General features: G+C 71.9%; 17 protein-coding genes. 12 read left to right on the forward strand and 5 right to left on the reverse strand.

The window, feature by feature from the left end; translation table 11 throughout:
• Positions 1-33: 33 nt before the first annotated feature.
• The 3 genes from JMF97_RS08265 to JMF97_RS08275 are packed head-to-tail and all read right to left on the reverse strand — an operon-like array spanning position 34 to position 2,073.
• Positions 34-255: a hypothetical protein gene (locus tag JMF97_RS08265; protein ID WP_126711018.1), complete on the reverse strand. Its 222-nt coding sequence runs from the start codon at positions 253-255 to the stop codon at positions 34-36.
• Positions 256-277: 22 nt separating this feature from the next.
• Complete coding sequence (locus JMF97_RS08270; protein WP_203221017.1) at positions 278-1,120, reverse strand: DUF2705 family protein; 843 nt, start codon at positions 1,118-1,120, stop codon at positions 278-280.
• Positions 1,117-2,073, reverse strand: coding sequence for an ABC transporter ATP-binding protein (locus JMF97_RS08275; protein ID WP_203221441.1), 957 nt, complete (start codon positions 2,071-2,073; stop codon positions 1,117-1,119). The genes JMF97_RS08270 and JMF97_RS08275 overlap by 4 nt, the downstream gene beginning before the upstream one ends.
• 440 nt (positions 2,074-2,513) lie before the next feature.
• On the opposite strand from JMF97_RS08275, the gene JMF97_RS08280 reads away from it, so the two are divergent.
• The 12 genes from JMF97_RS08280 to JMF97_RS08335 all read left to right on the forward strand — a co-directional run bounded on the left by JMF97_RS08280 (position 2,514) and on the right by JMF97_RS08335 (position 18,078).
• A complete protein-coding gene (locus JMF97_RS08280; protein ID WP_203221018.1) occupies positions 2,514-4,667 on the forward strand; it encodes a TOMM precursor leader peptide-binding protein in 2,154 nt (717 codons plus the stop codon).
• Positions 4,668-4,722: 55 nt separating this feature from the next.
• Positions 4,723-4,905, forward strand: coding sequence for a hypothetical protein (locus JMF97_RS08285; protein ID WP_203221019.1), 183 nt, complete (start codon positions 4,723-4,725; stop codon positions 4,903-4,905).
• A 179-nt stretch (positions 4,906-5,084) separates the two neighbouring features.
• The gene (locus JMF97_RS08290) at positions 5,085-5,303 is read left to right on the forward strand and encodes a thiazolylpeptide-type bacteriocin (RefSeq protein WP_081476133.1); all 219 of its coding nucleotides are present in this window, start codon (positions 5,085-5,087) and stop codon (positions 5,301-5,303) included.
• Between the two features lie 74 nt (positions 5,304-5,377).
• Positions 5,378-5,563, forward strand: a complete 186-nt coding sequence (locus tag JMF97_RS32205) for a thiazolylpeptide-type bacteriocin (RefSeq protein WP_046564718.1) — start codon at positions 5,378-5,380, stop codon at positions 5,561-5,563.
• A gap of 89 nt (positions 5,564-5,652) precedes the next feature.
• Positions 5,653-7,611 (forward strand): TOMM precursor leader peptide-binding protein, encoded by a 1,959-nt coding sequence (locus tag JMF97_RS08300; RefSeq protein ID WP_203221020.1) that lies wholly within the window; start codon positions 5,653-5,655, stop codon positions 7,609-7,611.
• A gap of 10 nt (positions 7,612-7,621) precedes the next feature.
• On the forward strand, positions 7,622-9,250 hold the full coding sequence (locus tag JMF97_RS08305; protein WP_203221021.1) for a SagB family peptide dehydrogenase: 1,629 nt from the start codon (positions 7,622-7,624) through the stop codon (positions 9,248-9,250).
• A gap of 41 nt (positions 9,251-9,291) precedes the next feature.
• On the forward strand, positions 9,292-12,081 hold the full coding sequence (locus tag JMF97_RS08310) for a lantibiotic dehydratase (RefSeq protein ID WP_203221022.1): 2,790 nt from the start codon (positions 9,292-9,294) through the stop codon (positions 12,079-12,081).
• Positions 12,074-13,123, forward strand: coding sequence for a thiopeptide-type bacteriocin biosynthesis protein (locus JMF97_RS08315; protein ID WP_307816824.1), 1,050 nt, complete (start codon positions 12,074-12,076; stop codon positions 13,121-13,123). The genes JMF97_RS08310 and JMF97_RS08315 overlap by 8 nt, the downstream gene beginning before the upstream one ends.
• Positions 13,120-14,361, forward strand: a complete 1,242-nt coding sequence (locus JMF97_RS08320) for a M50 family metallopeptidase (RefSeq protein WP_203221024.1) — start codon at positions 13,120-13,122, stop codon at positions 14,359-14,361. Before JMF97_RS08315 ends, JMF97_RS08320 begins: the two co-directional genes overlap by 4 nt.
• Before the next feature lie 290 nt (positions 14,362-14,651).
• Positions 14,652-16,490 (forward strand): AMP-dependent synthetase/ligase, encoded by a 1,839-nt coding sequence (locus tag JMF97_RS08325; RefSeq protein ID WP_238359032.1) that lies wholly within the window; start codon positions 14,652-14,654, stop codon positions 16,488-16,490.
• A gap of 154 nt (positions 16,491-16,644) precedes the next feature.
• Positions 16,645-17,241 (forward strand): hypothetical protein, encoded by a 597-nt coding sequence (locus JMF97_RS08330; protein ID WP_203221025.1) that lies wholly within the window; start codon positions 16,645-16,647, stop codon positions 17,239-17,241.
• Positions 17,242-17,412: 171 nt separating this feature from the next.
• Positions 17,413-18,078, forward strand: coding sequence for a hypothetical protein (locus JMF97_RS08335; protein WP_203221026.1), 666 nt, complete (start codon positions 17,413-17,415; stop codon positions 18,076-18,078).
• 55 nt (positions 18,079-18,133) lie between these two features.
• Here JMF97_RS08335 and dinB read toward each other — a convergent pair whose 3' ends face one another.
• Positions 18,134-19,321 carry a DNA polymerase IV gene (gene dinB / locus JMF97_RS08340; RefSeq protein WP_203221027.1) on the reverse strand — a complete coding sequence of 396 codons (1,188 nt, stop codon included), beginning with the start codon at positions 19,319-19,321 and terminating at the stop codon, positions 18,134-18,136.
• 90 nt (positions 19,322-19,411) lie between these two features.
• Positions 19,412-20,986, reverse strand: coding sequence for an FMN-binding glutamate synthase family protein (locus JMF97_RS08345; protein ID WP_203221028.1), 1,575 nt, complete (start codon positions 20,984-20,986; stop codon positions 19,412-19,414).
• Positions 20,987-21,255 lie beyond the last annotated feature (269 nt).

A 21,255-nucleotide genomic window follows, 5' to 3' on the forward strand; every position in this document is an offset into this window, starting at 1 on the left:
CGGTGGCGACCCCGGGCGGGGTCGCCACCGTTGTCACCGCTCCGGGTGGCGGCGGACGAAGTCCTGGTAGGTCTCGTTGGCCAGTTCGGCTTGGCGCAGTTCGGCTTGGCGCAGCTCCGCGGCCGACCGGGCGCGGGCCAGCCGCAGCTCGTGCCGGCGATCCCGGAACCGGGACCAGCCGCGCACCCCGGCCCAGGCGATCCAGCCGCTGGTGGCGACCAGGCCGGTCAACGCGAAAGCGAGCAGGAACTCCATCTGTTCCTCCGTCTCCGGCGGGTCAGCTGACGTCCCGACGCGCCGCCAGCCAGCTGCCGAGCCCGAACATCAGCAGGGTGTAACCCAGCAGGACCGTGGCCGGCAGCACCGCACTGGACGATTCCAGCACGCCGGGCGTGCCCCCGTCGAACTGGGACCGGGCGCCCAGCGCGCCGGCGAGCGCGCCCGAACTCGGCGCCAGCAGGAGTTTCTGGAGCACCTCCAGCGGGCTCAATACCAGGGCGAGCCCGCTGATCGCGTTCTCCAGGACCAGGGTCCACACCAGGCCGATCGCGATCGCCGTGGCGGTGCTGCGGAAGAGGATCGCGAGGAACCAGCCGATGCTGGCGTGCGCGGTGCAGATCAGCCAGGCGGCGGCCACCGCCCCGGTCAGGTCCGTGATCGGCGGCCAGTCCGCGCTGCGCCCCTCCACCATCGACAGCACTCCGGTCACCAGCGCCAACGCGGCGAAGGTGACCACGGCGACCAGCAGGGTCAGACCACAGAGGACGACGGCGTGACCGGCCAGGACCTGCTCACGCCGAGGGCGCTGTGTGAAGATCAGGTTGAACGTGCCCCAGCGGTACTCGTTGCCGACGACCAGGGCGCCGAGGATGACCACGATGGCCCCGCCGAAGAGCGGGAACAGTCCGATGCCGGTGGTGACCAGTTGGCCGGGCAGGACGGTGCTCAGCAGGGTTTCGGCGGCCTCGGCCTGCTCCGGGTCGCCGGCCAGCGTCAGGTGCACCAGGTACGGGATGCCGATGCCGAAGGCGAGAGCGAGCAGGGTCCAGGTCCCGCTGACCGTCCACACTGCGGGACGGCGACGGTCGGCGAACCAGGCGGCGCGTACCGAGGCGATCATCGGTTGGCTCCCGTCGTCACTGCTGCCGGTTCGGCCTGCTCGGGCCCGGCTGCGGCCGGTGCGGTCAGTTCCAGGAACGCCTCCTCCAGCGAGTGACGCAGCGCCCGCAGTTCGCGGACGTCGACGCCGGCGGTGACGAGTCGTCGGTTGAGCGCGGCGGCCAGGGCGGGGTCGGTGCTGACCCGCAACATCCCGTCGACCTGGTCCACCGCCCGGACCCGGTCGTCGCCGCGCAGGCAGGTGATCGCCGCGTCGATCGGGTCGGCGTCGATCAGCAGGACGCCGGTGCCCAGCGCGCCCCGCAGCTCGTCCGGCGTACCCTCGGCGACCAGCCGGCCCCGGTCGATGACCGCGATCCGGTCGCAGACCTGCTCGACCTCGGCGAGCACGTGGCTGGAGAGCAGCACGGTCTGCCCGTGCTGGCCGAGCGAGCGCAGCAGCTCCCGCATCTCCGCCACACCGGCCGGGTCGAGGCCGTTGGTCGGCTCGTCGAGGATCAGCAGGCTCGGGTCCTTGAGCAGCGCGGCGGCCACCCCGAGCCGTTGCTTCATGCCCAGCGAGTAGGTGCGAAACGGTGAGCCGGCCCGGGAGCTCAGGCCGACCTGGTCGAGCACCCGGTCGGCGGCGGCGTCGGGCACGCCCGCGTACCGGGCGGCCAGGCGCAGGTTGTCCCGCCCGGTCAGGTGTGGATAGAAGGTGGGTGACTCGATCAGGGCCCCGATGCGGGCCAGTTGCCGTCCGGGGGGTTGCCCCAGCACGCGGATGCGTCCGGCGCTCGGGCGCACGAGCCCGACCAGCATCCGCATCGTGGTGGTCTTGCCGGCGCCGTTGGGCCCCAGGAAACCGAGCACCTCACCCTCACGAACCCGCAGGCTGAGCCCGTCGACCGCGGTGACCCCACCGGGATAGCGCTTGCTGACCTCGTGCAGTTCGGCGGCGAAACTCGCACCCATCAACGGCACACCGTAACCGGAAAATCGGGCAATGGGGACCGGTCACGTCGATTTCCACGAATGTTCATGTCTGGTGCCTCGTTTCCTGTGCCGCCACGCAGGGTTGCTTGCACATCGCCAATTAACTCCTTCGGTGAGTTCGGCGGGGGTGCCCGGTGGGCAGGCGTCGTATGGCCGCGTGGCTGTGATCCAGGTTGGACGCCATTCGACGCTGTGACCTGCGCTGGAGCCTCGGACGCACCACAGGGTAGCGGAGGCGATCGACGCACGGAAGAACCTCCGGCCCCTTGAACGGACGTTTTGTCGCAGCTGCGGCTCACGACCGGGGCATTCACCGACTACATTGCTTTTTTTGAAAGAGTTTGTTGACGGGGTGAGTAGATCATGGGCAGCATGTAGTCGCTTTCGAGATGGCCGATGTCGATGCATGGGAGCGGTGGATGAGCGAGTCGCCGGACGCCGGGAAGACGCTGGCAATGCGGCCGAAGTTGCGGCACGACGTGGTCTTCCTCGACGCTCCGGCCGGGGCGTACCTGCGCGGCCCGGACACCGCCTTCCTGATCAAGGGCAGGACGGCCTTCCGCTGGTTGACCTCGCTGAGCCCGTACCTCACCGGTGAACACACCCTCGCGCAGCTCACCGCGACCCTCGACGACGGGCAGCGCAGGACCGTGCTCACCCTGGTCCGGGCGCTGATCGCCCGCGGCTTCGCCAAGGACGCGGGGGAGCGCACCGAGCTGCCGCAACCGTTGGCCCGTCGATTCGCCGCGCAGGTCGAGTTCGTCGATCACTTCGCCGACGACCCCACCGGCCGGTTCCTGCGCTTCCACCAGGCCCGGGTGGCGCTGGGCGGCAGCGGGGCACCACTACTGGCGGCAGCCCGCGGTCTGCTGCGCAACGGATGCGTCACTCTGGACCTGTACCCCGAGGACGACCCGGGCTGGTACGTCGAAGCCCTCCGCGCCGACCTCGACGAGCTGAGCGCCGACCAGATCGCGGCCGAGGTTAACGTGCACGCAGCGGCGCTGACGGTTGCCGGCGCCGACGCGGTCGTCTACTGCACCGGCCCGGAGGGCCTGTCCCGCCTCGCCGACCTCGCCCGCACCTGCCACCGCGACGGTCCACTGCTGGTGCCGGTGCACTGGGACGAGCAACGCACCGTGATCGGGCCGACCGTGGCCACCGGCCAGACCCCGTGCTGGCTCTGCGCCCAGCTGCGACTCACCGCCGCGGCCGATCCGGCGACGTCGGCGCGGTTCTGGCGCCAACTCGCCGTCTCGGTCGGCGCACCGGCGGTGCTGCCCGAGGTGACCGGCCGGATGGTCGGCAACGCCGCCGCGTTCGAACTGTTCCGGGTGCTCACCGGCGCCCTCCCGGCGGACACTGCCACCGGGGTGCTGCTGCTGGACACGACCACGCTGGAGTCCACCCGGGAGCGAGTGCTGCCGCACCCGGCGTGCCCGGTCTGCCGGCACGTCGAGGTGCCCACTCCACCGGCGCCCGCCGACAGCGACGACGAGACGACGTACCAGCGGGCCGAGGTGCTGGTGGCGCCGAACGCCGGCGTCTTCACCCGGTTCGTCGACGACCCGCTGGAACAGGCGCCGCTGAAGACGGCCCGGCTGCGGCTGCCCGGCCGCAGTGGGCCCCGCGAGGTGACCGCCTTCGACGTGCACACCGTGATGGGCGCCCGGCTGGCCGCCTACCGCACGGCGATCCGCGACCACGCCGGCCGGTACGCCGACCCGTCCGGCACGCTCACCACGAGCGCCGCCGAACTGCGGGAACGTGGCGCCGATCCGGTGTCCTGGACGGAACTGGACACGGCGGCCGGCGCACCGCCGGACGACCCGCGGCGGCGGTGGCTGCCCGCCCGGGTGCTCGGCGGGGCCGACGAGGTCTGGGTTCCGGCCGCGCTGGCACTGCCGACCGGCGGCCACGACACCGAGGGCTGGGCCGAGCCGACGGTGGCCGGGGCCGCCGTCGGGGCCACCCTCGACGAGGTGATCGACCGTGGGCTGGCCGACGCGCTGGCCTACCACGCGCTGATCAGCGCGATGCGCGGTCGTTCGGGCCCACGCCTGGTCGGTGACGAGGAGTTGATCGGCGACGACGACACCGCGTTCGTGGTCAAGGCGGCGCACCGGCTCGGCTGCCGGCTGACGGTCGTCGCGCTGCCGGCCGCCGCGCCGGCCCACGCGGTGCTCGCCGTCACCGAACTGCCCGGCACCGACCGCCGGTACTGGGCGCTGGCCGGTGGCTTCGACCCGGTCACCACCCGGCTGGCCGCCGTGCGGGACGCGGTCGGCCACGTCCAGGTGCGGCACTTCGAGCGGACCGACGCCGACCTCGGCGACCCGGTGCTGCGGGACTTCGAGCCGGCGACGCTCCTCGCCGACCTCGCCCCGGTCGGCTCCACCACCGACCCTGCCGACACCCCAGCCGCGACCGACCGGGCCGCCGTGCTGGCCGCGCTGGCCCAGCGGTCGATCAGCGCGCTGCTGGTGGAGACCACCACCCGCGACATCCATGCCGGCGGGGCGTTCCGCAGCGGCGTGGTCCTGCTGCGCCACCACGGCCGTACGGCCGACTGAAACCACCACGACACGTGGTCCCGACGAGGCACACATCGTGAAAGGAGGTGGAAACATGCCGATCACCCTGAACGACGAGCTGCGTGAACTGGAGACTGAGACCTTCGAGATCGAGGAGGTCGCCGACAGCTCGGAGATTCTCGCGGCGAGCAGCTCCAGCTGCTCCTGCTCCAGCTGTTGCAGTTGCAGCACGTCCAGCTGCTGCAGCACCAGCACCAGCACTTCCAGCTGCGGCTGACCGGGTGAACGGGTTCAACCCGACGCCGATGACCCTACGTCCTGGTGGGATCGCAACACGACGCCCAACCGCCGCCGGTGCGAGCCGGCGAGCAGCCCTGCGTGCCTCCGCTGGAACCATTGTGGTGGTGCGGCCCCTACCAGGACCACTGGCGCCGATCGCGGCTCAAGGAGACGTCCGTGCCGACACAACCCCCGACATCCGGTTCGCTCGCCGACTCGGTCCGTAGCGAACTGCGCGACCTGCAGACCGAGACGTTCGAGGTCGAGGACATCGCGGATCTGTCCGCCGACCTGATGGACATCTGCAGCAGCAGCACCAGCACGTCGAGCTGCTCCAGTTGCAGTACGTCCAGTTGTTGCAGCTGCACCTCGTCGAGTTGCAGCAGCACCAGCTAGGTCACCTGCCGCCGGACGTTCCGCACGCCCGGCGGTCGACGTGACCCGCACACCCCGAGGGGAGGTGTACCCAGATGCCGGAGCTCACTGAGGAACTACGCGCGCTCGAGACGGAGACGTTCGAGATCGAGGACGTCGACGCGATCGACGCCATGGTCATGGACTGGTCCAGCTCCAGCTGTTCCTGCTCGAGCTGTTGCAGTTGCAGCACGTCCAGCTGCTGCAGCAGCAGCACCAGCACCGGATGCGGCGGCGGATAACCGCCGCCGCCACCGTCCCCGCCGGCGGTCCACGTCGGCGGGGCACCCGGTACCCCGCCCCCGCCGCACGACCGCAGACAGGTGAACGCATGATCGTCGACGTCCGGACGACCTCCACCGGATGGGACAGCAGCCTCAAGCAGCTCGGTGAGGTGCTCCACGAACGCCGCCAGGACCGGCCGCCCGCGCCGGGTCCGACGCCGCTGGACGGCCTAACCGTCCGCATCGCCGCGCTGGGGCTGATCGACGCCAACCGCGACAGCGCCGAGACGGTGTCCGGCGGCGACGTCCTGCCGGTCTGGTTGTCCAGCGCCACCGCGCTGGTCGGCCCACGCTGGTCGCCGCCGACCCAGGGGGAGCACGTCGGACCCTGCCCGCTCTGCGTGCAGCGCCGCTGGCAGGCCATCCGGGTACGCGAGGAGCGTCACGCCCTGGAGCACGGCGCCCGAGTCGGCACGGTCGGCGCGCTGCCGCACCTGACCCCGTTCGCCGTCGACGCCCTGTGGCAACTCCTCCTCACCGCCGCCGACTCGCCGCCCGACCGGCCGGGAGTGGGCCGCCTCTGGCAGCTGCGCATGGACACCCTGGAGACGACGACCGTGGCGGTGCTGGTCGACTCCGAGTGCCCGGCCTGCGCCCGTCCCGTACCGGACACCGCCGAAGCTGCGGTCATGCCGCTGACCAGCCGCCCCAAGCCGGATCCGGAGTCGTACCGGCTGCGGTCGGCCGGGGAACTGGACCTGCCGGTGACGGCGCTGGCCAACCCGCTCGTCGGTGCGCTGGGCGGCAACGCGCTGCGTGCCTACAATGCCACCGCCACCGCGCCGGTGACCGGCTACTTCCGGGTACGCAGCCGCTACGACCTGCACGAGATGTGGTGGAGCGGGCACGCCAACAGCTACGGCAGCAGCGAGACGTACGCGCTGCTGGAAGGGCTGGAACGGTACGCCGGCCAGTTCCCCCGGGCCAGGACGACCACGGTCTTCGACAGCTACACCAACCTCGCCCCGCACGCCCTCGACCCGGCCGGCCTCGGCTACCACCCGGCGTTCTATCACGGCCACGGGCTCTACTACGCCCCGTACTCGCCGACCGAGCCCATGCACTGGGTCTGGGGCTACTCGTTGCGGGACCGGGCACCCCGGCTGGTCCCCGAGCAACTGGTCTACTACCTGGACCGGCGTACCGACCAGCGCAAGTTCGTCCAGGAGTGCTCCAACGGCTGCGCCAGTGGCAGTTGCCTGGAGGAGGCGCTGCTGCACGGCATGCTCGAACTGGTCGAGCGGGACGCCTTCCTGCTCGCCTGGTACGGCTCCGCGCGGCTGGCCGAGATCGACCCGGCCACCTGCCGCGACGAGCGGGTGCATTTCATGATCGACCGGGTGAACCTGCTCGGGTACGACCTGCGCCTGTTCGACACCCGCGCCGACCTGCCCGTCCCGGTGGTCACCGCGGTCGCCGTCAAGCGGGGCGACGGGCTCGGGCAGCTCTGCTTCGCCGCCGGGGCCAGCCTCGACCCCGACGACGCGGTCCGTGCGGCGGTCTGCGAAACCGCGTCGTACGTGCCCGGGTTCGACGAGCGGGTGGCCGCCAGCGAGGCGGAACTGCGGGAGATGACCCGCGACTACACCAAGGTCACCGAACTCAGCCACCACGCCCTGCTGTACGGCCTGCCGGAGATGACCGACCACGCCCGGTTCCTCTTCGACAACCCGCCGCTGCGGTCGATGACCGACCTGTACGGCGACTGGTTGGCGACCCGACCCACCCACGACGACCTGTGGGCCGACACGGAGTACCTCGGCGGCCTGATCGCCGGGCTGGGCGGTGACGTCGTCGCGGTCGACCAGACCTGCCCGGAGCAGGAGATCGCCGGGGTGCACACGGTCGCGGTGGTCGCCCCCGCCCTGGTGCCGATCGACTTCGGCTGGCAGCGGCAGCGGGTGCTCTACAGCGACCGGCTGGAGCGGCACGTGGCCCGAGGCACGCACGGACCGGACCGGCTCGGTGCCACCGGTCGCAACCTGAACCCGCACCCCTTCCCGTAGGAGCACCGGCATGCAGCTTCCGGCCCGCGACATCGTGCGGGAGTACACCGAGGCGGTCTTCCGCCGGGCCCGGGTTCCGATGGAACCCCTCAACTTCGAGGTGGACTGGGGCGACCAGCCCTCCCGCCACACCGCGTACCCGGCTGCCCGCACGGTGCCGCTGCCGACGCGACTGCCCGAACTGGCCACCCTGCGTGACCTGTTCACCGGGGCGTCGCCGTCGGCACCGACGGGCTGGTCGATGACCCGGCTGGCGGCTCTGCTCCGGCTGTCGTACGGGGTGCTCGACCGGCGGATGACCGTCAACTGGAATCAGGACGTCGCCAAACGTGCGCACTTCGAGCACGCGGTCTGGGGGCGGGGCACCGCCTCCGGCGGCGGTATGTACCCGGTGGAGGTGCACCTGGTGGCCGGGGCGTCCGCGCCGCTGCTGCCCGGTGTCTACCACTACGACACCGGCCGCCATGTGCTCCAGCGGCTGCTGGTCGGGGACGTCAGCAGCAGCGTTCGAGCTGGGCTGGCCGGACCCGAGGACACCGACAGCTTCCTGGTGGCGAGCATCCGGTTCTGGAAGAACTCCTTCAAGTACAACAGCTTCTGCTACCACGTGGTCACCCAGGATCTCGGTGCGCTGCTCGGCTCCTGGGAGCTGCTGGCGTCGGCGCTGGGTGTGCCGCTGCGTCGGCTGCTCTGCTTCGACCCGGAGCCGATGGACCGGCTGCTCGGGTTCGACAGCGACGAGCAGAGCGTCTTCGCGGTCGTGCCGTTGAGCTGGCACACCGACACCGGGGCCGGTGACCCCGCCGTGCCCACCCGGGCCGGGGACGGCGAGGTCACGCCGGCAACCGTCCAGGTCGGCCACGCCGCGCACGAACGCTCCCAGCGGGTGCGGCGGTTCCCGGCCGTGACCGCGGTGCACCGGGCGGCGGCCACCGCGCCGGCGGTCGACCCCGCCGCGGTGCTGGACGCCGCACCCCGGCCACTGCCCGGCGATCCGGTCGAACTCCCCGAACCCCGCCTCGACCTGCTCGACCGGCCCCTGTCGGCGGTGCTGACCGGCCGGTCCAGCAGCTTCGGCCGGTTCCGACGGCCGCCCGAGCTGACCGTCGCCGAACTCGGCACCACCCTCGCGTTCGCCGCCGCCGGCCGCCCTCACCCGGCCGACGCCGGCCTACCCGCCGACGCTGCGGCGCTGACCCGGCTCTGGGTCTTCGCCAACCACCTCGACGGGCTGCCCGCCGGCGGCTACGCCTACTGCGCCCGGCGACACGCGCTGCTGCCCGCCGCGTCCGAACCCGACATCGGGATGTCGGCGTTCCTGCAACAGCAGTACTTCCTCACCAACTACACCATGGGACAGGTCGGCGCGGTGCTGGCCGTCTCCGGACGGCTCGACGCCGTGCTCGACGCGTACGGTCCCCGGGGTTACCGGATCCTCAACGCCGAGATCGGCGCGGTGGCCCAGCGGGTGTACTGCGCCACGACCGCCCAACGGGTCGGCTGCGGGGCGGTGCTGGGCTTCGACAACGTCTCCATGGACACCGCGCTCGGGCTGGACGGCACCGACGAACGGACGGTGCTGTTCCTGCTCCTCGGCCGCAACTCGGACGCCGTCGCCGACCTGGAGTACCGGCTGTGACACCCCCGACCCACACCGACACGCCGACGAAGGAGATGCCCGTGACGGTGTCGTTGCCCGCCCCGCCGGTCACCGAGATGTCCTGGCTGATGCCCGAGGTGTTCATGCTGCGCACCGGTGGGCTGCCCCTGGAGGTCGCCGACCGGCTCGCCTTCGACCGCAGCACCGCCTGGGCGAACCAGGTCGTCGACCTGGAGACGCGGCTACGCGACATGGGCCGGGACCTGGCCGACACGTTGCAGGCGGTGGTGGCCCGCCACCTGCACGACGACAGGCTGCGGCAACGACTCATCCGGTTACGCCGCGACGTGTACAACCTGCGCCGGCCGCGCCCGGCCGACCCGGACGCCTGGGCCGACGTCCTCGACGCCGACACCCACCGCGCGTTGACCGACTGGCTGGAGACCTTCGACGCGTACCGGCGCAGGCTCGCCGACGGCCCGGCGGTGCTGGCCGAGGAGTTGACCGAACGCCGCGCGGTGCTGCGGGATCTGGCCGACGACCCCGACCTGCGCGGCGGAATCCTGCTCGCCTCCCCGTCGCTGGACCAGTACCTACCCGGCTACCTCGCCACGCCGGGCCGGCCCGGCAAACGGACCCGCCGGGTGGAGCGGTCGCTGCTGGAGTACGCACTGCGCACCGCCTGCAAGACCAGCCCGTTCAGCCGACTGACCACCGTGAACGTCGGAACCTTCAGCCACGGCGGCGGCCGGCTGCTCGACGTACGCCCGGCCACCGGCGCGGGCAAGACGGCGGTGGCCCGGCTCAACCTCGCCGCGCTGGGCCGGCTTTCGGCCATCGTGCTGGCCGACGAGACGCTGCGCGCGGACCTGCCGGTCACCGTCACCACCGGCTGGCGCATCGAACGGGGCCGGCTGCGCTACCTGCGCCGACGGCGGACCAGTTCGGAGGACGGCGACGCGGCGATCACCCTGGAGTCCATCCACGAGTCGCTGTTCGTGCTGCCCACCGGGCAGGTGCTGCACGACATCCTGGCCGCGCTCGACGGCGGTCGGGTCCGGCGGCTGTCCGAACTGGCCGCCGAACTGGCCGTCGACGGCCGTCCCGCCGACGAGGTCGGGCAGTACCTGCACCACCTGCTGCGCGTCGGTCTGCTGGTGGTGCCGAACCTGCAACTGGACATCCACGCCGACGATCCGGTGGAGGGCTACCGGCGGGCGCTGCGCGACATCGACCGCCCGTGGGCCGACCGGCTCGCCGACCGGGTGGCCAGCGCCAACCGCCTCGCCACCGACTACCCGGACGCCGACGTCGACGGCCGGCGGGCCGCGCTGGCCCAGATCCGCCAGGAGTTGCTCGCCGCCCACACCGACCTCGGCCGCGCCGACATCCCGGCCCCCCGGACCCTGGTGTACGAGGACGCCACGCTGCGTACCGACGCACCGGTCACCGCCGACCGCGACCGGTGGGACCGCACGGTGCTGCCCGGCCTGCGGGCACTGGCGCGGATCATGCCGGTGTTCGACGTCAACCTGCCCCGTCGGGTGGTCACCAAGGGCTTCTTCCTGGCCCGTTACGGGGTCGGGGGCCGGTGCGACGACCTGCTCAGCTTCGCCCACGAGTTCCAGCAGGACTTCTTCGAGCACTACACCGGGCGGTCGATGCGCCGCCGGGCCTTCGACGCCGACAACACCTACGTCCGGCAGGAGAACTGGTTCCGGCAGGAGGAGATCACCGCCCTGGACGACGCGCGCGTCGAGGTGGCCCGGCGGGTCAACGAGGCGTACGCCGCCCTGCCGGCCGACGCCGAGGAGATGGTGCTGGACGAGACGTTCATGACCGAGGTGGCCGCGATGGTGCCCGACACGCTCGGCACTCTCGACCCGCGTTCCTTCTTCCTCCAACTCGCCGACCAGGGCGACCGGCAGCGGGTGGTGGTCAACCGGGTTTACTCCGGCATGACGCTGCTCTTCTCCCGCTTCGCCCACCTGTTCGCCGCCGAGGATCTGGCCGGGGCGCTGCGCGCCGAGTTGGCCCGGCTCCAACCGCCCGGCGCGGTGCTGGCCGAACTGCGCGGCGGGTACGACGCCACCAACCTCAACCTGCACCCGGCGGTCACCCCCTACGAGCTGGTCTGCCCCGGGGAGATCAGCTTCCGGCCGACCGCCGAGCAGATCCACATGGACGACCTCAGTGTCGAGCACGACCCGGTGGCCGACCGGCTGCTGCTGCGCTCGCGCCGGCTCGACGCCGAGGTCATCCCGGTCTACCTGGGTTTCCTGCTGCCGATGGCGCTGCCCGAGGTGCAACAGGTGCTGCTCAACTTCGCCCACCTCGGGATGGCCCAGCCGGATCTGTGGGCCGGCACCACGGTGCCGCTGCCCGAGGGGGGCATGGTCGGTTATCCCCGCATCGTGCACGGCGACCTGGTGCTGCAACGGCGGATGTGGAAGCTGCACCCCGGTCACCTGCCGCCCACGCGTACCCCGCAGGTCGACGACGCCGAATGGTTCCTCGCCTGGCAGCGGTGGCGGCGGGAGAACGGCCTGCCGCGTCGGGTCTTCGCCACCCCGGAGGGCACCCGGCTGGTCCCCGCCGCCGACGACGGCGAAGCACCCGCCGGTGGTGGCGCGGCCGGTGGTGGCGCGGCCGGTGGTCGCCCGGAGCACAAGCCGCTCTATGTGGACTTCGACAGTTACCTGTGCCTGCAACTGTTGGAGGCGACGGGCCGCTCGGCGGGCAGCCGGCTGGTGCTCGTCGAGATGCTGCCCGACCGCGACGAGCAGGTGGTACGCGGGACGTCCGGGTCGTACGTGACCGAACTGACCGTGGAACTCAACGGTGTCCGAGGGGGAGTGGACCGTGACTGACTATCCGTCGCCGGTGGACCACGGCTGGCTCAGCGTCCACGTGTTCTACGCCAGCAACGCCAACCCGATGCTGGTGGAGGGCGTGCGGCCGCTGGTGGACGAGTTGCGTGAGGAAGGGCTGATCAGCCGGTACTTCTTCATCAAGTACTGGATGGAGGGCCCGCACGTCCGGCTGCGGGTGCTGCCCGCCCCGGGCGTCGACCCGCAGGTGGTGCGCTCACGGGTGGACGAGGCGATCGCCGCCTTCCTGCGTCGCCGCCCCGCGCTGTACGAGGTGGACAGCGAAGGGCTGGGTGACCTGTACAAGCAGATGTTCCTGGCCGAGTACGGCCAGCAGCGCTGGGACGCCGAGTACGGTGCGACCGGCAGGATGCCGATGCGGGCCAACAACAGCTATCACCACATCCCGTACGAGCGTGAGTACGGCCGCTACGGCGGCCCGGCCGGCATCGAGCTGGCCGAGTGGCACTTCGAGCACTCCAGCGACGTGGTGCTGGACCTGCTGGCCACCACCAACGTGCACGTACGGCCGGTGCTGCTGGGCCTGTCGGCGCAGCTGGGCATGATGCTGTGCGCGGTGTTCCTCGACGACGACCGCCGCATCGCCGAGTTCCTCGACGAGTACCGCCGATTCTGGGAGGTCTCCTACTCCGAGCCGAGCGACGACTACCACGCCAGCTTCGACACCAGCTATCGGCGGATGGACGCCGCGCTGCGCGACCGGCTGGCCGCCATCCGGACGGCGGCACGGGGCCCCGCGCCCGCTCAGGCCACCGGGGTCGAGGGTCGCTGGGCGGCGCACTGCCGTGAACTGCGGGACCGGGTGGTCGCGGCGGCCGGGCAGGGCAAGCTGGTCTTCCAGCGCGGCGATGCCGAGCCTCGGGTGGTCGAGGATCTCGACGCGGTCGTACCGATCGTGCTCAGCTCGTACCTGCACATGACCAACAACCGGCTCGGCGTGAGCATCCTCGACGAGATCTACCTGTCGTACCTGATGCGGGCCGCGCTGCTCGACGAGCCGGCGCCGGCCGGGCCCCGATGACCACCGTCGAGGCCGGCCAGGCCGCCACCTGGGCCCGGCCCCGGCTGCGCCCCGGTATCGTGCTCGGCCCCGGGACGTGGCGGGACGGCAAGCTCGTGCACCATGTCAAGGACCCGGAGACCGGCTGGTTCTACCGGGTGGGGCCACGCGAGCACTTCCTGATGTCCCGGATGGACGGCACCCGGAGCCTGGACGACCTGGCCGACGAGTACGCCACCGCCTACCAGCGTCGACTCGGGCCGGAGAACTGGCAGCAGCTGTTCGCCATGCTGCACAAGCGGCAACTGCTCGACGGCGCGACGGACCCGGACGCCCTCGCCGCGCTCACCGCCTCGGCCGCGGCGGGCGCGGCGAAGACCCGGCGCGGCCCGCTGTCGGCCCGGCTGCCGCTGTTCGACCCGCAGCGGCTGTTCGACCGGGTGCTGCCCTGGCTGGCCCCGGTGTTCAGCTGGTGGTTCGTGGTGCCGGCGCTGGCGCTCGCGCTGGCCGTCGCGGGCTATGTGGTGTGGCACCTGCCGGAGTTGGCCGGCGGGATCGGTGGCGGCCGGCCGCTGCCGGCGATCCTGGTCGCGGTGGTGGTCACCTGGTTGATCGTGTTCCTGCACGAGTGCGCCCACGGACTGACCTGCCGGCACTTCGGCGGTCGGGTCACCGAGATCGGGGTGATGTGGCGGTTCCCGCTGCTGGCCCCCTACTGCAAGGTCGACGACGTGGTGCTGTTCACCCCGCGTCGGCGGGTGGCCACCGCGTTCGCCGGTGTCTTCGTGAGCATGCTGGCGCTGGTGCCGTTCGCCGCGTTACGCCTCTGGGGTCCGCCCGGGGTGCTGTACGACCTGGCCGGCACGATGCTGCTGTTCGGCACCGCCACCGCCGCGATCAACCTGGTGCCGTTCCTGCGCCTCGACGGCTATTACATGCTCAGCCACGCGTTGAACCTCGCCGACCTGCGCGTCGACTCGTACCGCTTCTACGGCCGCCTGCTGCGCCAGGGCCCCCGGGCGGTCACCGGCTACCGGATCCGCGACCGGGTGGCCTTCACCCTGTACGGCCTGACCTCCGTCCTGCTGGCCGGCACCGTACTGACCTTCCTGATCCGCTACTGGTACACCACCCTCGCCAACTGGCTCACCCCCACCTGGGCGGTAGTCATCCTCACCACCGAAGCCGTCCTCCTGGCCACCCTCATCACCCACCTGACCCGCCGCCGCCCCACCCCCACCCCCACCCCCACCCCCTGACCCACCCCTCGACCCACCCCTCCCCGGCGCCCACCACCCGCCCGCCCTCGCCCCACCCCGCCCTCGCCCCCGTCGTCCCTGCCCCGCCGATCTTGCACTTTCCGTCGGGGTATATCCCTTGAAATGCCGCGAATCAGCGACCAGAAGTGCAAGATCGGCGGGGCGAGGGCTGGGGCAGCGCGGGGCAGGGCAGCGCGGGGACGGCGGGGCCGTGGGGGTGGGTTTTTGGGTTTGTGGGGTGGGGTGGGGGTGGGCGGGGGGAGCATGGGGGCGGCGTTACGGAGGACGTGATGGCGGGCGTGCGGGAGACAGTGGTTGAGCCGATCGTCAGCGGCGAGGACGGCAGCCTGGCCGAACAGGTGTGGCGCAACGCGGCGGAGGATCCGGACGCGGTGCAGTTCATCCGCCCGGACCCGGACCCCCGCTCCTGGCCGGTACGACGCTCCGGCCACGGTGGCGCCCTGCCGGTGACCTGTCGGCAGTTCCGCGACGACGTGCTGGCGCTGGCCCGTGGCCTCATCGCCGCCGGGATCGTCGGCGGCGATCGGATCGGCCTGCTGAGCCGTACCCGCTACGAGTGGACACTCGTCGACTACGCGCTCTGGTCGATCGGGGCGGTCACCGTACCGATCTACGACACCTCCAGCCCCGACCAGATCCGCTGGATCCTCGCCGACTCCGGTGCGGTGGGCTGCGTGGTGGAGACGGCCGACCACGCCGCCACGGTCGACGGGCTGCGGCCGGAGCTACCGGTGCTGCGGCAGACCTGGCGCATCGACACCGGCGACCTCATCACGCTGGCCGCCCGTGGGCGTGCGGTCGACTCCGCGGCGGTCGACGCCCGTCGCCACGCGGTGACCGGCGACCACCTCGCCACCATCGTCTACACCAGTGGCACCACCGGCCCGCCGAAGGGCTGCATGCTGGCCCATCGCAACATCTCCGCCGACATCGGCAACGCCACCGCCGTCCTGCCGCAACTGCTGCACCCGGGGGCGTCGACGGTGCTGTTCCTGCCGCTGGCACACGCCTTCGCCCGGCTGATCCAGGTCGGCATGGTGCGCAGCCGGGCCACGATGGTGCACAGCGCCGACATGTCCGCGGTGCTCGACCAGCTGCGCCGGTTCCGGCCCACCTTCATCCTCGCCGTACCGCGGCTGTTCGAGAAGATGCACGACCAGGCGCGGCGTACCGCCGAGGACTCCCACCGGGGGGCGCTGTTCAGCCTCGGTGAGTGGACGGCCCTGCGCTACAGCCGAGCTCTCGACCGGCCGGGTGGCCCGGGCCTGCCGTTGCGCCTGGCGCGCCTGCTGTTCGACGTGGTCGCGTACCGCAGGATGCGGGCCGCGCTCGGCGGACGGTGCCGGATGGCCATCGTGGGCGGGGCACCGACGGGGGAGTGGCTCGTGCATTTCTTCCGGGGCGTGGGCATCACCGTGTTGGAGGGGTACGGCCTGACCGAGACGTCCCCGGCGGTGGCGGCGAACCTGCCGTCGGCGATGCGGATCGGTACGGTCGGCCGCCCTCTGCCCGGGGTACGCATCCGAATCTCCGACCAGGGCGAGGTCCTCGTGCGCGGTGAGATGGTGTTCCCCGGCTACTGGAACAATCCGGAGGCCAGTCGGGAAGCGGTGACCGAGGACGGGTGGCTGCGCACCGGCGACCTGGGCCGGCTCGACGAGGACGGCTACCTGCGGATCACCGGCCGGACCAAGGAGATCATGGTCACCGCGGCGGGCAAGAACATCGCCCCGGCGCCGATCGAGGAGAGCATCCGGGCGCACCCCCTGATCAGCCAGGTGATGCTGGTGGCCGATGGTCGGCCGTACGTTGCCGCGCTGGTCACCCTCGACCCGCAGGCGTGGCAGCGGTGGCGCGACGAGCACGGGCATCCCGGCGCGACGCTGGCCACGCTCCGCGACGACCCACGCCTGCGCGCCGATATCCAACACGCGGTCGATCGGGCCAACCGGACGGTGTCGCGCGCCGAGCAGGTCAAGACCTTCCGGATCCTGCCCCGCGATCTCACCGAGGTCGACGGTGAACTCACCCCCACCCTCAAGATCAAACGGGACACGGTGCAGGACCACTTCGCCGACGAGGTCACCGCTCTGTTCCGCCCTCACTGATCCACCGGGCGGCGCGCCCACCGGACCGTGTATGCCACCGGGTGTCCCGCCATCCGGATTTGGGCGAAGACGACACGCCGGACGCTGTGTGGTCGAGCCGTCGCGGCAGGTTAGGGTGCGTTCGCATCTGTTGGCTGGCGGCATGGAGAAGTCGGTGACGGGTCGACGGCGGGGGTGGCTGGGGGACACCCTGTTGCGGCTCGGGCTCCTGACCGTCGTCGTCGGCTGCGCCTGGGGTGTCCACGAAGTCGCTGCGGTCGGCATCGCCCACGCCGCCGAGTTGTCGGCCGTGGGGTTCGCCCACGTTGCCGAGTCATCGGCGGTCGGCGTCACCCAGGTTGCCGACTCATCGGTGGTGAACAGGTCGGACACTGCGGCCCATCAGTCGCCGACGCCGCCCTCCGTGCCGGATGTGCCCGCCGACGCGCTTGATGTCGCCACGGTCGTCACGCAGTTGGCCGCCGGTCTCGACGGCGACCTGTCCGTGTACCAGGTGGCCGCCTACTGGCTGGCGGGCGGGAAGAGCGTCGCCCATTCGTCGCAGCAAGGGGCCGGGTACGTGCCGCTGGCACCGTTGTCCCCGGCACCCGCGTCGAGCGGGCTCGACTCCCGGCCGACCTCCCACAGCAGCGCCGCCGACCTGGGACCGGCCGCGTGGGCGCCGCCGCCGGCGCGTAGCCAACTGACCCGTCGGGCCCGGGCCACCCGACGGCCGTCCCGATCCCCTCGTCCGAGAAGCCGACCGGCCTGACCGGGGCAGCAGCCGCGTACCCCTGCGCCGCCGTGCCCGTGCCGGTCGGCCGACGCGGCGTCTGACGCCTGCGGAACCGCAACCCCGCCTCCCCGGCGGTCCGGCCATGCCGGTACGCGTGGCCGGACCGGCCACCGTGTCACTCGGACTTTCGTCTCACCAGGAGTTCCCATGCACCAATCCCCGCCGGTCAAACGCGCCCGTTGGCGTGACATCGACTGGATCGTCGACCTCGTGACCGCCACCGTCGCCCCCACCACACTCGGCACGTGGCTGGTGCCCGACGAGCGACGGCGTCCCGCCGTACTCGCCGCCGCCGCACGCATCTGGGTCGAACACGCCCTGCTCTTCGGTGACGCGTTCCTGCTCACCGACGGTGCGGCGGCCACCGTCTGGTTCCACCGTTATCGGCCCATCCCACCGCCATCGCGCTACGGCGAGCGCATCAGGGACGCCTGCGGCGAGCACGTGGACCGCTTCCGCCGACTGGACCGGGCCCTCGGCGCCTGTCATCCGCAGGAGCCGCACAACCACCTGGCGATCCTCGCGGCGCCACCGGACACGGAACGGGCGAGCCAGGCCGCGGCCGTGCTCGCCGGCAGTCACCGGTTGATGGACACCTTCGGCCTGCCGATCTACGCCGACCTGTACAGCAACGCCGACCGGTGGCTCTACCAACGCCTCGGCTATCGCAAGCACCACCAGGTGATGCGGCCGGACGGGGCCCGCGTCGACCTGCTCTGGCGACCCGCGTCACCGAGGCGGACACACACCACGCCGTCCGCCGGCTCGTGCCCCGACCAGCAGCTACCCGAGCATGCCATGACGCCGGGTTAGCACCTGCCACGCGAGCCGGCCCGGCGTGATCGGTCCCGCGCCTGTCGAGGAGGGCTCAATCCGGCAGCAGGGGCATCTCCGGGCCGGCGTCGTGACCGAGCAGCACCGCGCGGGTCAGCGCGGTGGAACCGAAACGCTCGCGGACCGCGTCGACCGCCGCGTCCAACTCGGCCGTCGGGTCGCCGTCCCACGGCAGCGTGAGCTGGACGTGCCCGTCGCCCAGGTTGCCGACCGCGACAGCGATCAGCGTGACGCCGCGGCGGTCGATCTCGGGCTGGGCCGCCCGCAGCAGACCGCGAGCGGCGCCGAGCACCACCTGCGTGTCGGCGGTCGCCTTGGCCAGGGTGCGGGAGCGGGTGGCCCTGGCGTAGTCGGCGAACCGCAGCCGCAGGGTGACGGTGCGTCCGGTGCGGGCGGCCGAGCGCAGGCGTCGGGTGACCCGGTCGACCAGGCCGGCGAGGATCGCCTCCAGCTCGGCCGGGTGCCGCCCCGAGCGGCCCAGTGCGTGTTGCGCACCCATCGAGCCACGACGCCTGCCGACCTGGACCGGCCGGGGATCGCGGTTGTGCGCCAGCGCGTGCAGGTGCCGCCCGGCGCCCGCCCCGAGCAGCGACACAAGCGTCGCCTCGCCGAGACGGGCCACGTCACCGACGGTACGGATCCGGTGCCGGCGGAGCTTGTCGGCGGTCACCGGCCCGACTCCCCACAGCCGCTCGACCGGCAACGGATGCAGGAAGGCCAGTTCCCCGGCCGGCGCGACGACCAGCAGGCCGTCCGGCTTGGCCACCCCACTGGCGACCTTGGCCAGGAACTTCGTCCGGGCCACGCCCACCGTGATCGGCAGGCCGACCTGCTCGCGTACCGCCCGACGCAGCCCGGCCGCGATCGCCTCGGGCGGACCGACCAGGCGGCGCAGGCCGCCGACGTCGAGGAACGCCTCGTCGATGGAGAGCCCTTCGACCAGGGGAGTGGTCTGCCGGAAGACCTCGAACACCGCCCGGCTGGCCGCGCTGTAGGCGGCCATCCTCGGTGGCACGACGACCGCGTCCGGGCACAGCCTGCGCGCCTGCGCGCCGCCCATTCCGCTGCGTACGCCCCGGGCCTTGGCCTGGTAGCTGGCCGCCAACACCACCCCACCGCCCACGATCACCGCCCGGCCGCGTAGCCGTGGATCGTCGCGCTGCTCGACCGAGGCGTAGAACGCGTCCAGGTCGGCATGCAGGATGGTGGCCTCGCCCGACACCCCGCCATCATCGCACACATGTACTAAAAGCGGGGTTGACCTGCCGTGAGTCACCCCCGACGAGACACGTCAGCGCCGGCGGGTGCCGGGTCAGTTCTGTGCGGTCGGGGACGGGGTGGCGCTGCCGCCCTGGGGTGCTTCCTGCGACATCAGTGCCGCGATGGCGGCGCGGTCAGCCGCGGACGGCAGTCCCCATTCCGGGCGGTACCCGTACACCTCGCGCAGTGGGGTGGAGGTGGTCCGGCCGCCGAGGATCTCCACGGCGTCGGTGTCGATCAGGCCGGGATGTTCGACGCCGCACGCCTCGGCGACCTTCAGCAGGTCCCGCCGCAGCGTCTTGACGTAGTGCGCGGCGCGGACCGACTTCGAGGCCGGGTCCAGACCCCGGGCCAGCCAGGCGTTCTGGGTGGCAACCCCGGTCGGGCAGGTGTCGGTGTGGCACTTCTGGGCCTGGATGCAGCCGATCGCCAGCATCGCCTCCCGGCCGACGGCCACCATGTCGCAGCCGAGCGCGAAGGCGACCGTCGCGTTGTCGGGCAGGCCCAGCTTGCCGGAGCCGACGAAGACCACCTGTTCGTGCAGGTCACGTTCGGCGAACGTGGCGTAGACCCGGGTGAAGCCCTGCTGGAACGGCAGCGACACGGAGTCGGTGAAGATCAGTGGCGCGGCGCCGGTACCGCCCTCGCCGCCGTCGACGGTGACGAAGTCGACGCCCCGGCCGGTGTCGCGCATCAGGTCGGTCAGTTCGGTCCAGAAGTCGAGGTCACCGACGGCGGACTTGATGCCGACCGGCAGGCCGGTCTCGGCCGCCAGCAACTCCACCCAGTCGAGCAGGCTGTCGCAGTCGGAGAACTCGGCGTGCCGGGACGGACTCACACAGTCCTTCCCGACCGGGATGCCCCGGGTCGCGGCGATCTCCGCCGACACCTTTGCCGCCGGCAGCAGCCCGCCCAGGCTGGGCTTGGCACCCTGGCTGAGCTTGATCTCCAGGGCCCGTACCGGCGCGCCGGCCACCACGTCCTTGAGGCGGGCCAGGTCGAATCGGCCCCGGTCGTCACGGCAACCGAAGTACGCGGTGCCGAGCTGGAAGATCAGCTCACCGCCGTGCCGGTGGTACGGCGACAGTCCACCCTCGCCGGTGTTGTGCAGGCACCCGGCGATCGCCGCGCCCCGGTTCAACGCCTCGACCGCCGGCCCGGACAGCGAGCCGAAGCTCATCCCGGACAGGTTCACCACCGACTCCGGTCGGAACGCGCGGGCACGTCCCCGGGCCGCGCCGAGCACCTTCGCGCACGGCAGCCGCACCTCGTGCCCGAGCGTCGGCGTGGATGCCGGCACCGCTCGACCGAACGTACGGTGCTTGATGACCGGGTACCCGGGGGTGAACTCGATGTCGTTGTCGGTGCCGAAGCCGAAGTAGTTGTTCTGCTGCTTGGCCGAGGCGTACACCCAGCGGCGCTGGTCGCGGGTGAACGGGCGTTCCTCGTTGTTGCCGGCCACGATGTACTGCCGCAGTTCCGGCCCGATCGCCTCGAGCAGGTAGCGGGCCCGGCCCAGCAGGGGGAAGTTGCGTCGCAACGCGTGTTCGCGTTGCAACAGGTCGCGGGTGGCGACGGCGGCGAGCGCGGCGACAGCTGCGGGTACGGCGTGACGGGCCCATCTCATCTGGCCACTCTTTCCGCCGCCGTGCCAGGTCAAACGTCTCGCCGGCCGGTCAACGGCGATGACGCATTGACCGAGGGTGCTACCTGTGGCGGTGTGTCCGTGACCGACCATCACGCACCGGGCTCGCTGCCCGGCGGCGCCGCCCGCCGTCTAGCGTCCCCGTCGGACGAAACACCAACCGGCCGGCGGCGGACGGCACCTGAGGGACGGATGGCCCCGACGAACGTGGTGACGATAATGATCGCCGTATCCAGGAACACCGTCCAGCT

The sequence above is a fragment of the Micromonospora fiedleri genome (assembly GCF_016774385.1).
GTDB lineage: Bacteria > Actinomycetota > Actinomycetes > Mycobacteriales > Micromonosporaceae > Micromonospora > Micromonospora gifhornensis.

Coding starts and splice junctions, on each gene's coding strand:
- JMF97_RS08335 (WP_203221026.1), top strand. CDS start 17,413: ATGCACCAATCCCCGCCGGTCAAACGCGCCCGTTGGCGTGACATCGAC.
- JMF97_RS32205 (WP_046564718.1), top strand. CDS start 5,378: ATGCCGGAGCTCACTGAGGAACTACGCGCGCTCGAGACGGAGACGTTC.
- JMF97_RS08270 (WP_203221017.1), bottom strand. CDS start 1,120: ATGATCGCCTCGGTACGCGCCGCCTGGTTCGCCGACCGTCGCCGTCCC.
- JMF97_RS08280 (WP_203221018.1), top strand. CDS start 2,514: ATGAGCGAGTCGCCGGACGCCGGGAAGACGCTGGCAATGCGGCCGAAG.
- JMF97_RS08285 (WP_203221019.1), top strand. CDS start 4,723: ATGCCGATCACCCTGAACGACGAGCTGCGTGAACTGGAGACTGAGACC.
- JMF97_RS08345 (WP_203221028.1), bottom strand. CDS start 20,986: ATGAGATGGGCCCGTCACGCCGTACCCGCAGCTGTCGCCGCGCTCGCC.
- JMF97_RS08265 (WP_126711018.1), bottom strand. CDS start 255: ATGGAGTTCCTGCTCGCTTTCGCGTTGACCGGCCTGGTCGCCACCAGC.
- JMF97_RS08305 (WP_203221021.1), top strand. CDS start 7,622: ATGCAGCTTCCGGCCCGCGACATCGTGCGGGAGTACACCGAGGCGGTC.
- JMF97_RS08300 (WP_203221020.1), top strand. CDS start 5,653: ATGATCGTCGACGTCCGGACGACCTCCACCGGATGGGACAGCAGCCTC.
- JMF97_RS08325 (WP_238359032.1), top strand. CDS start 14,652: ATGGCGGGCGTGCGGGAGACAGTGGTTGAGCCGATCGTCAGCGGCGAG.
- JMF97_RS08275 (WP_203221441.1), bottom strand. CDS start 2,073: ATGGGTGCGAGTTTCGCCGCCGAACTGCACGAGGTCAGCAAGCGCTAT.
- JMF97_RS08320 (WP_203221024.1), top strand. CDS start 13,120: ATGACCACCGTCGAGGCCGGCCAGGCCGCCACCTGGGCCCGGCCCCGG.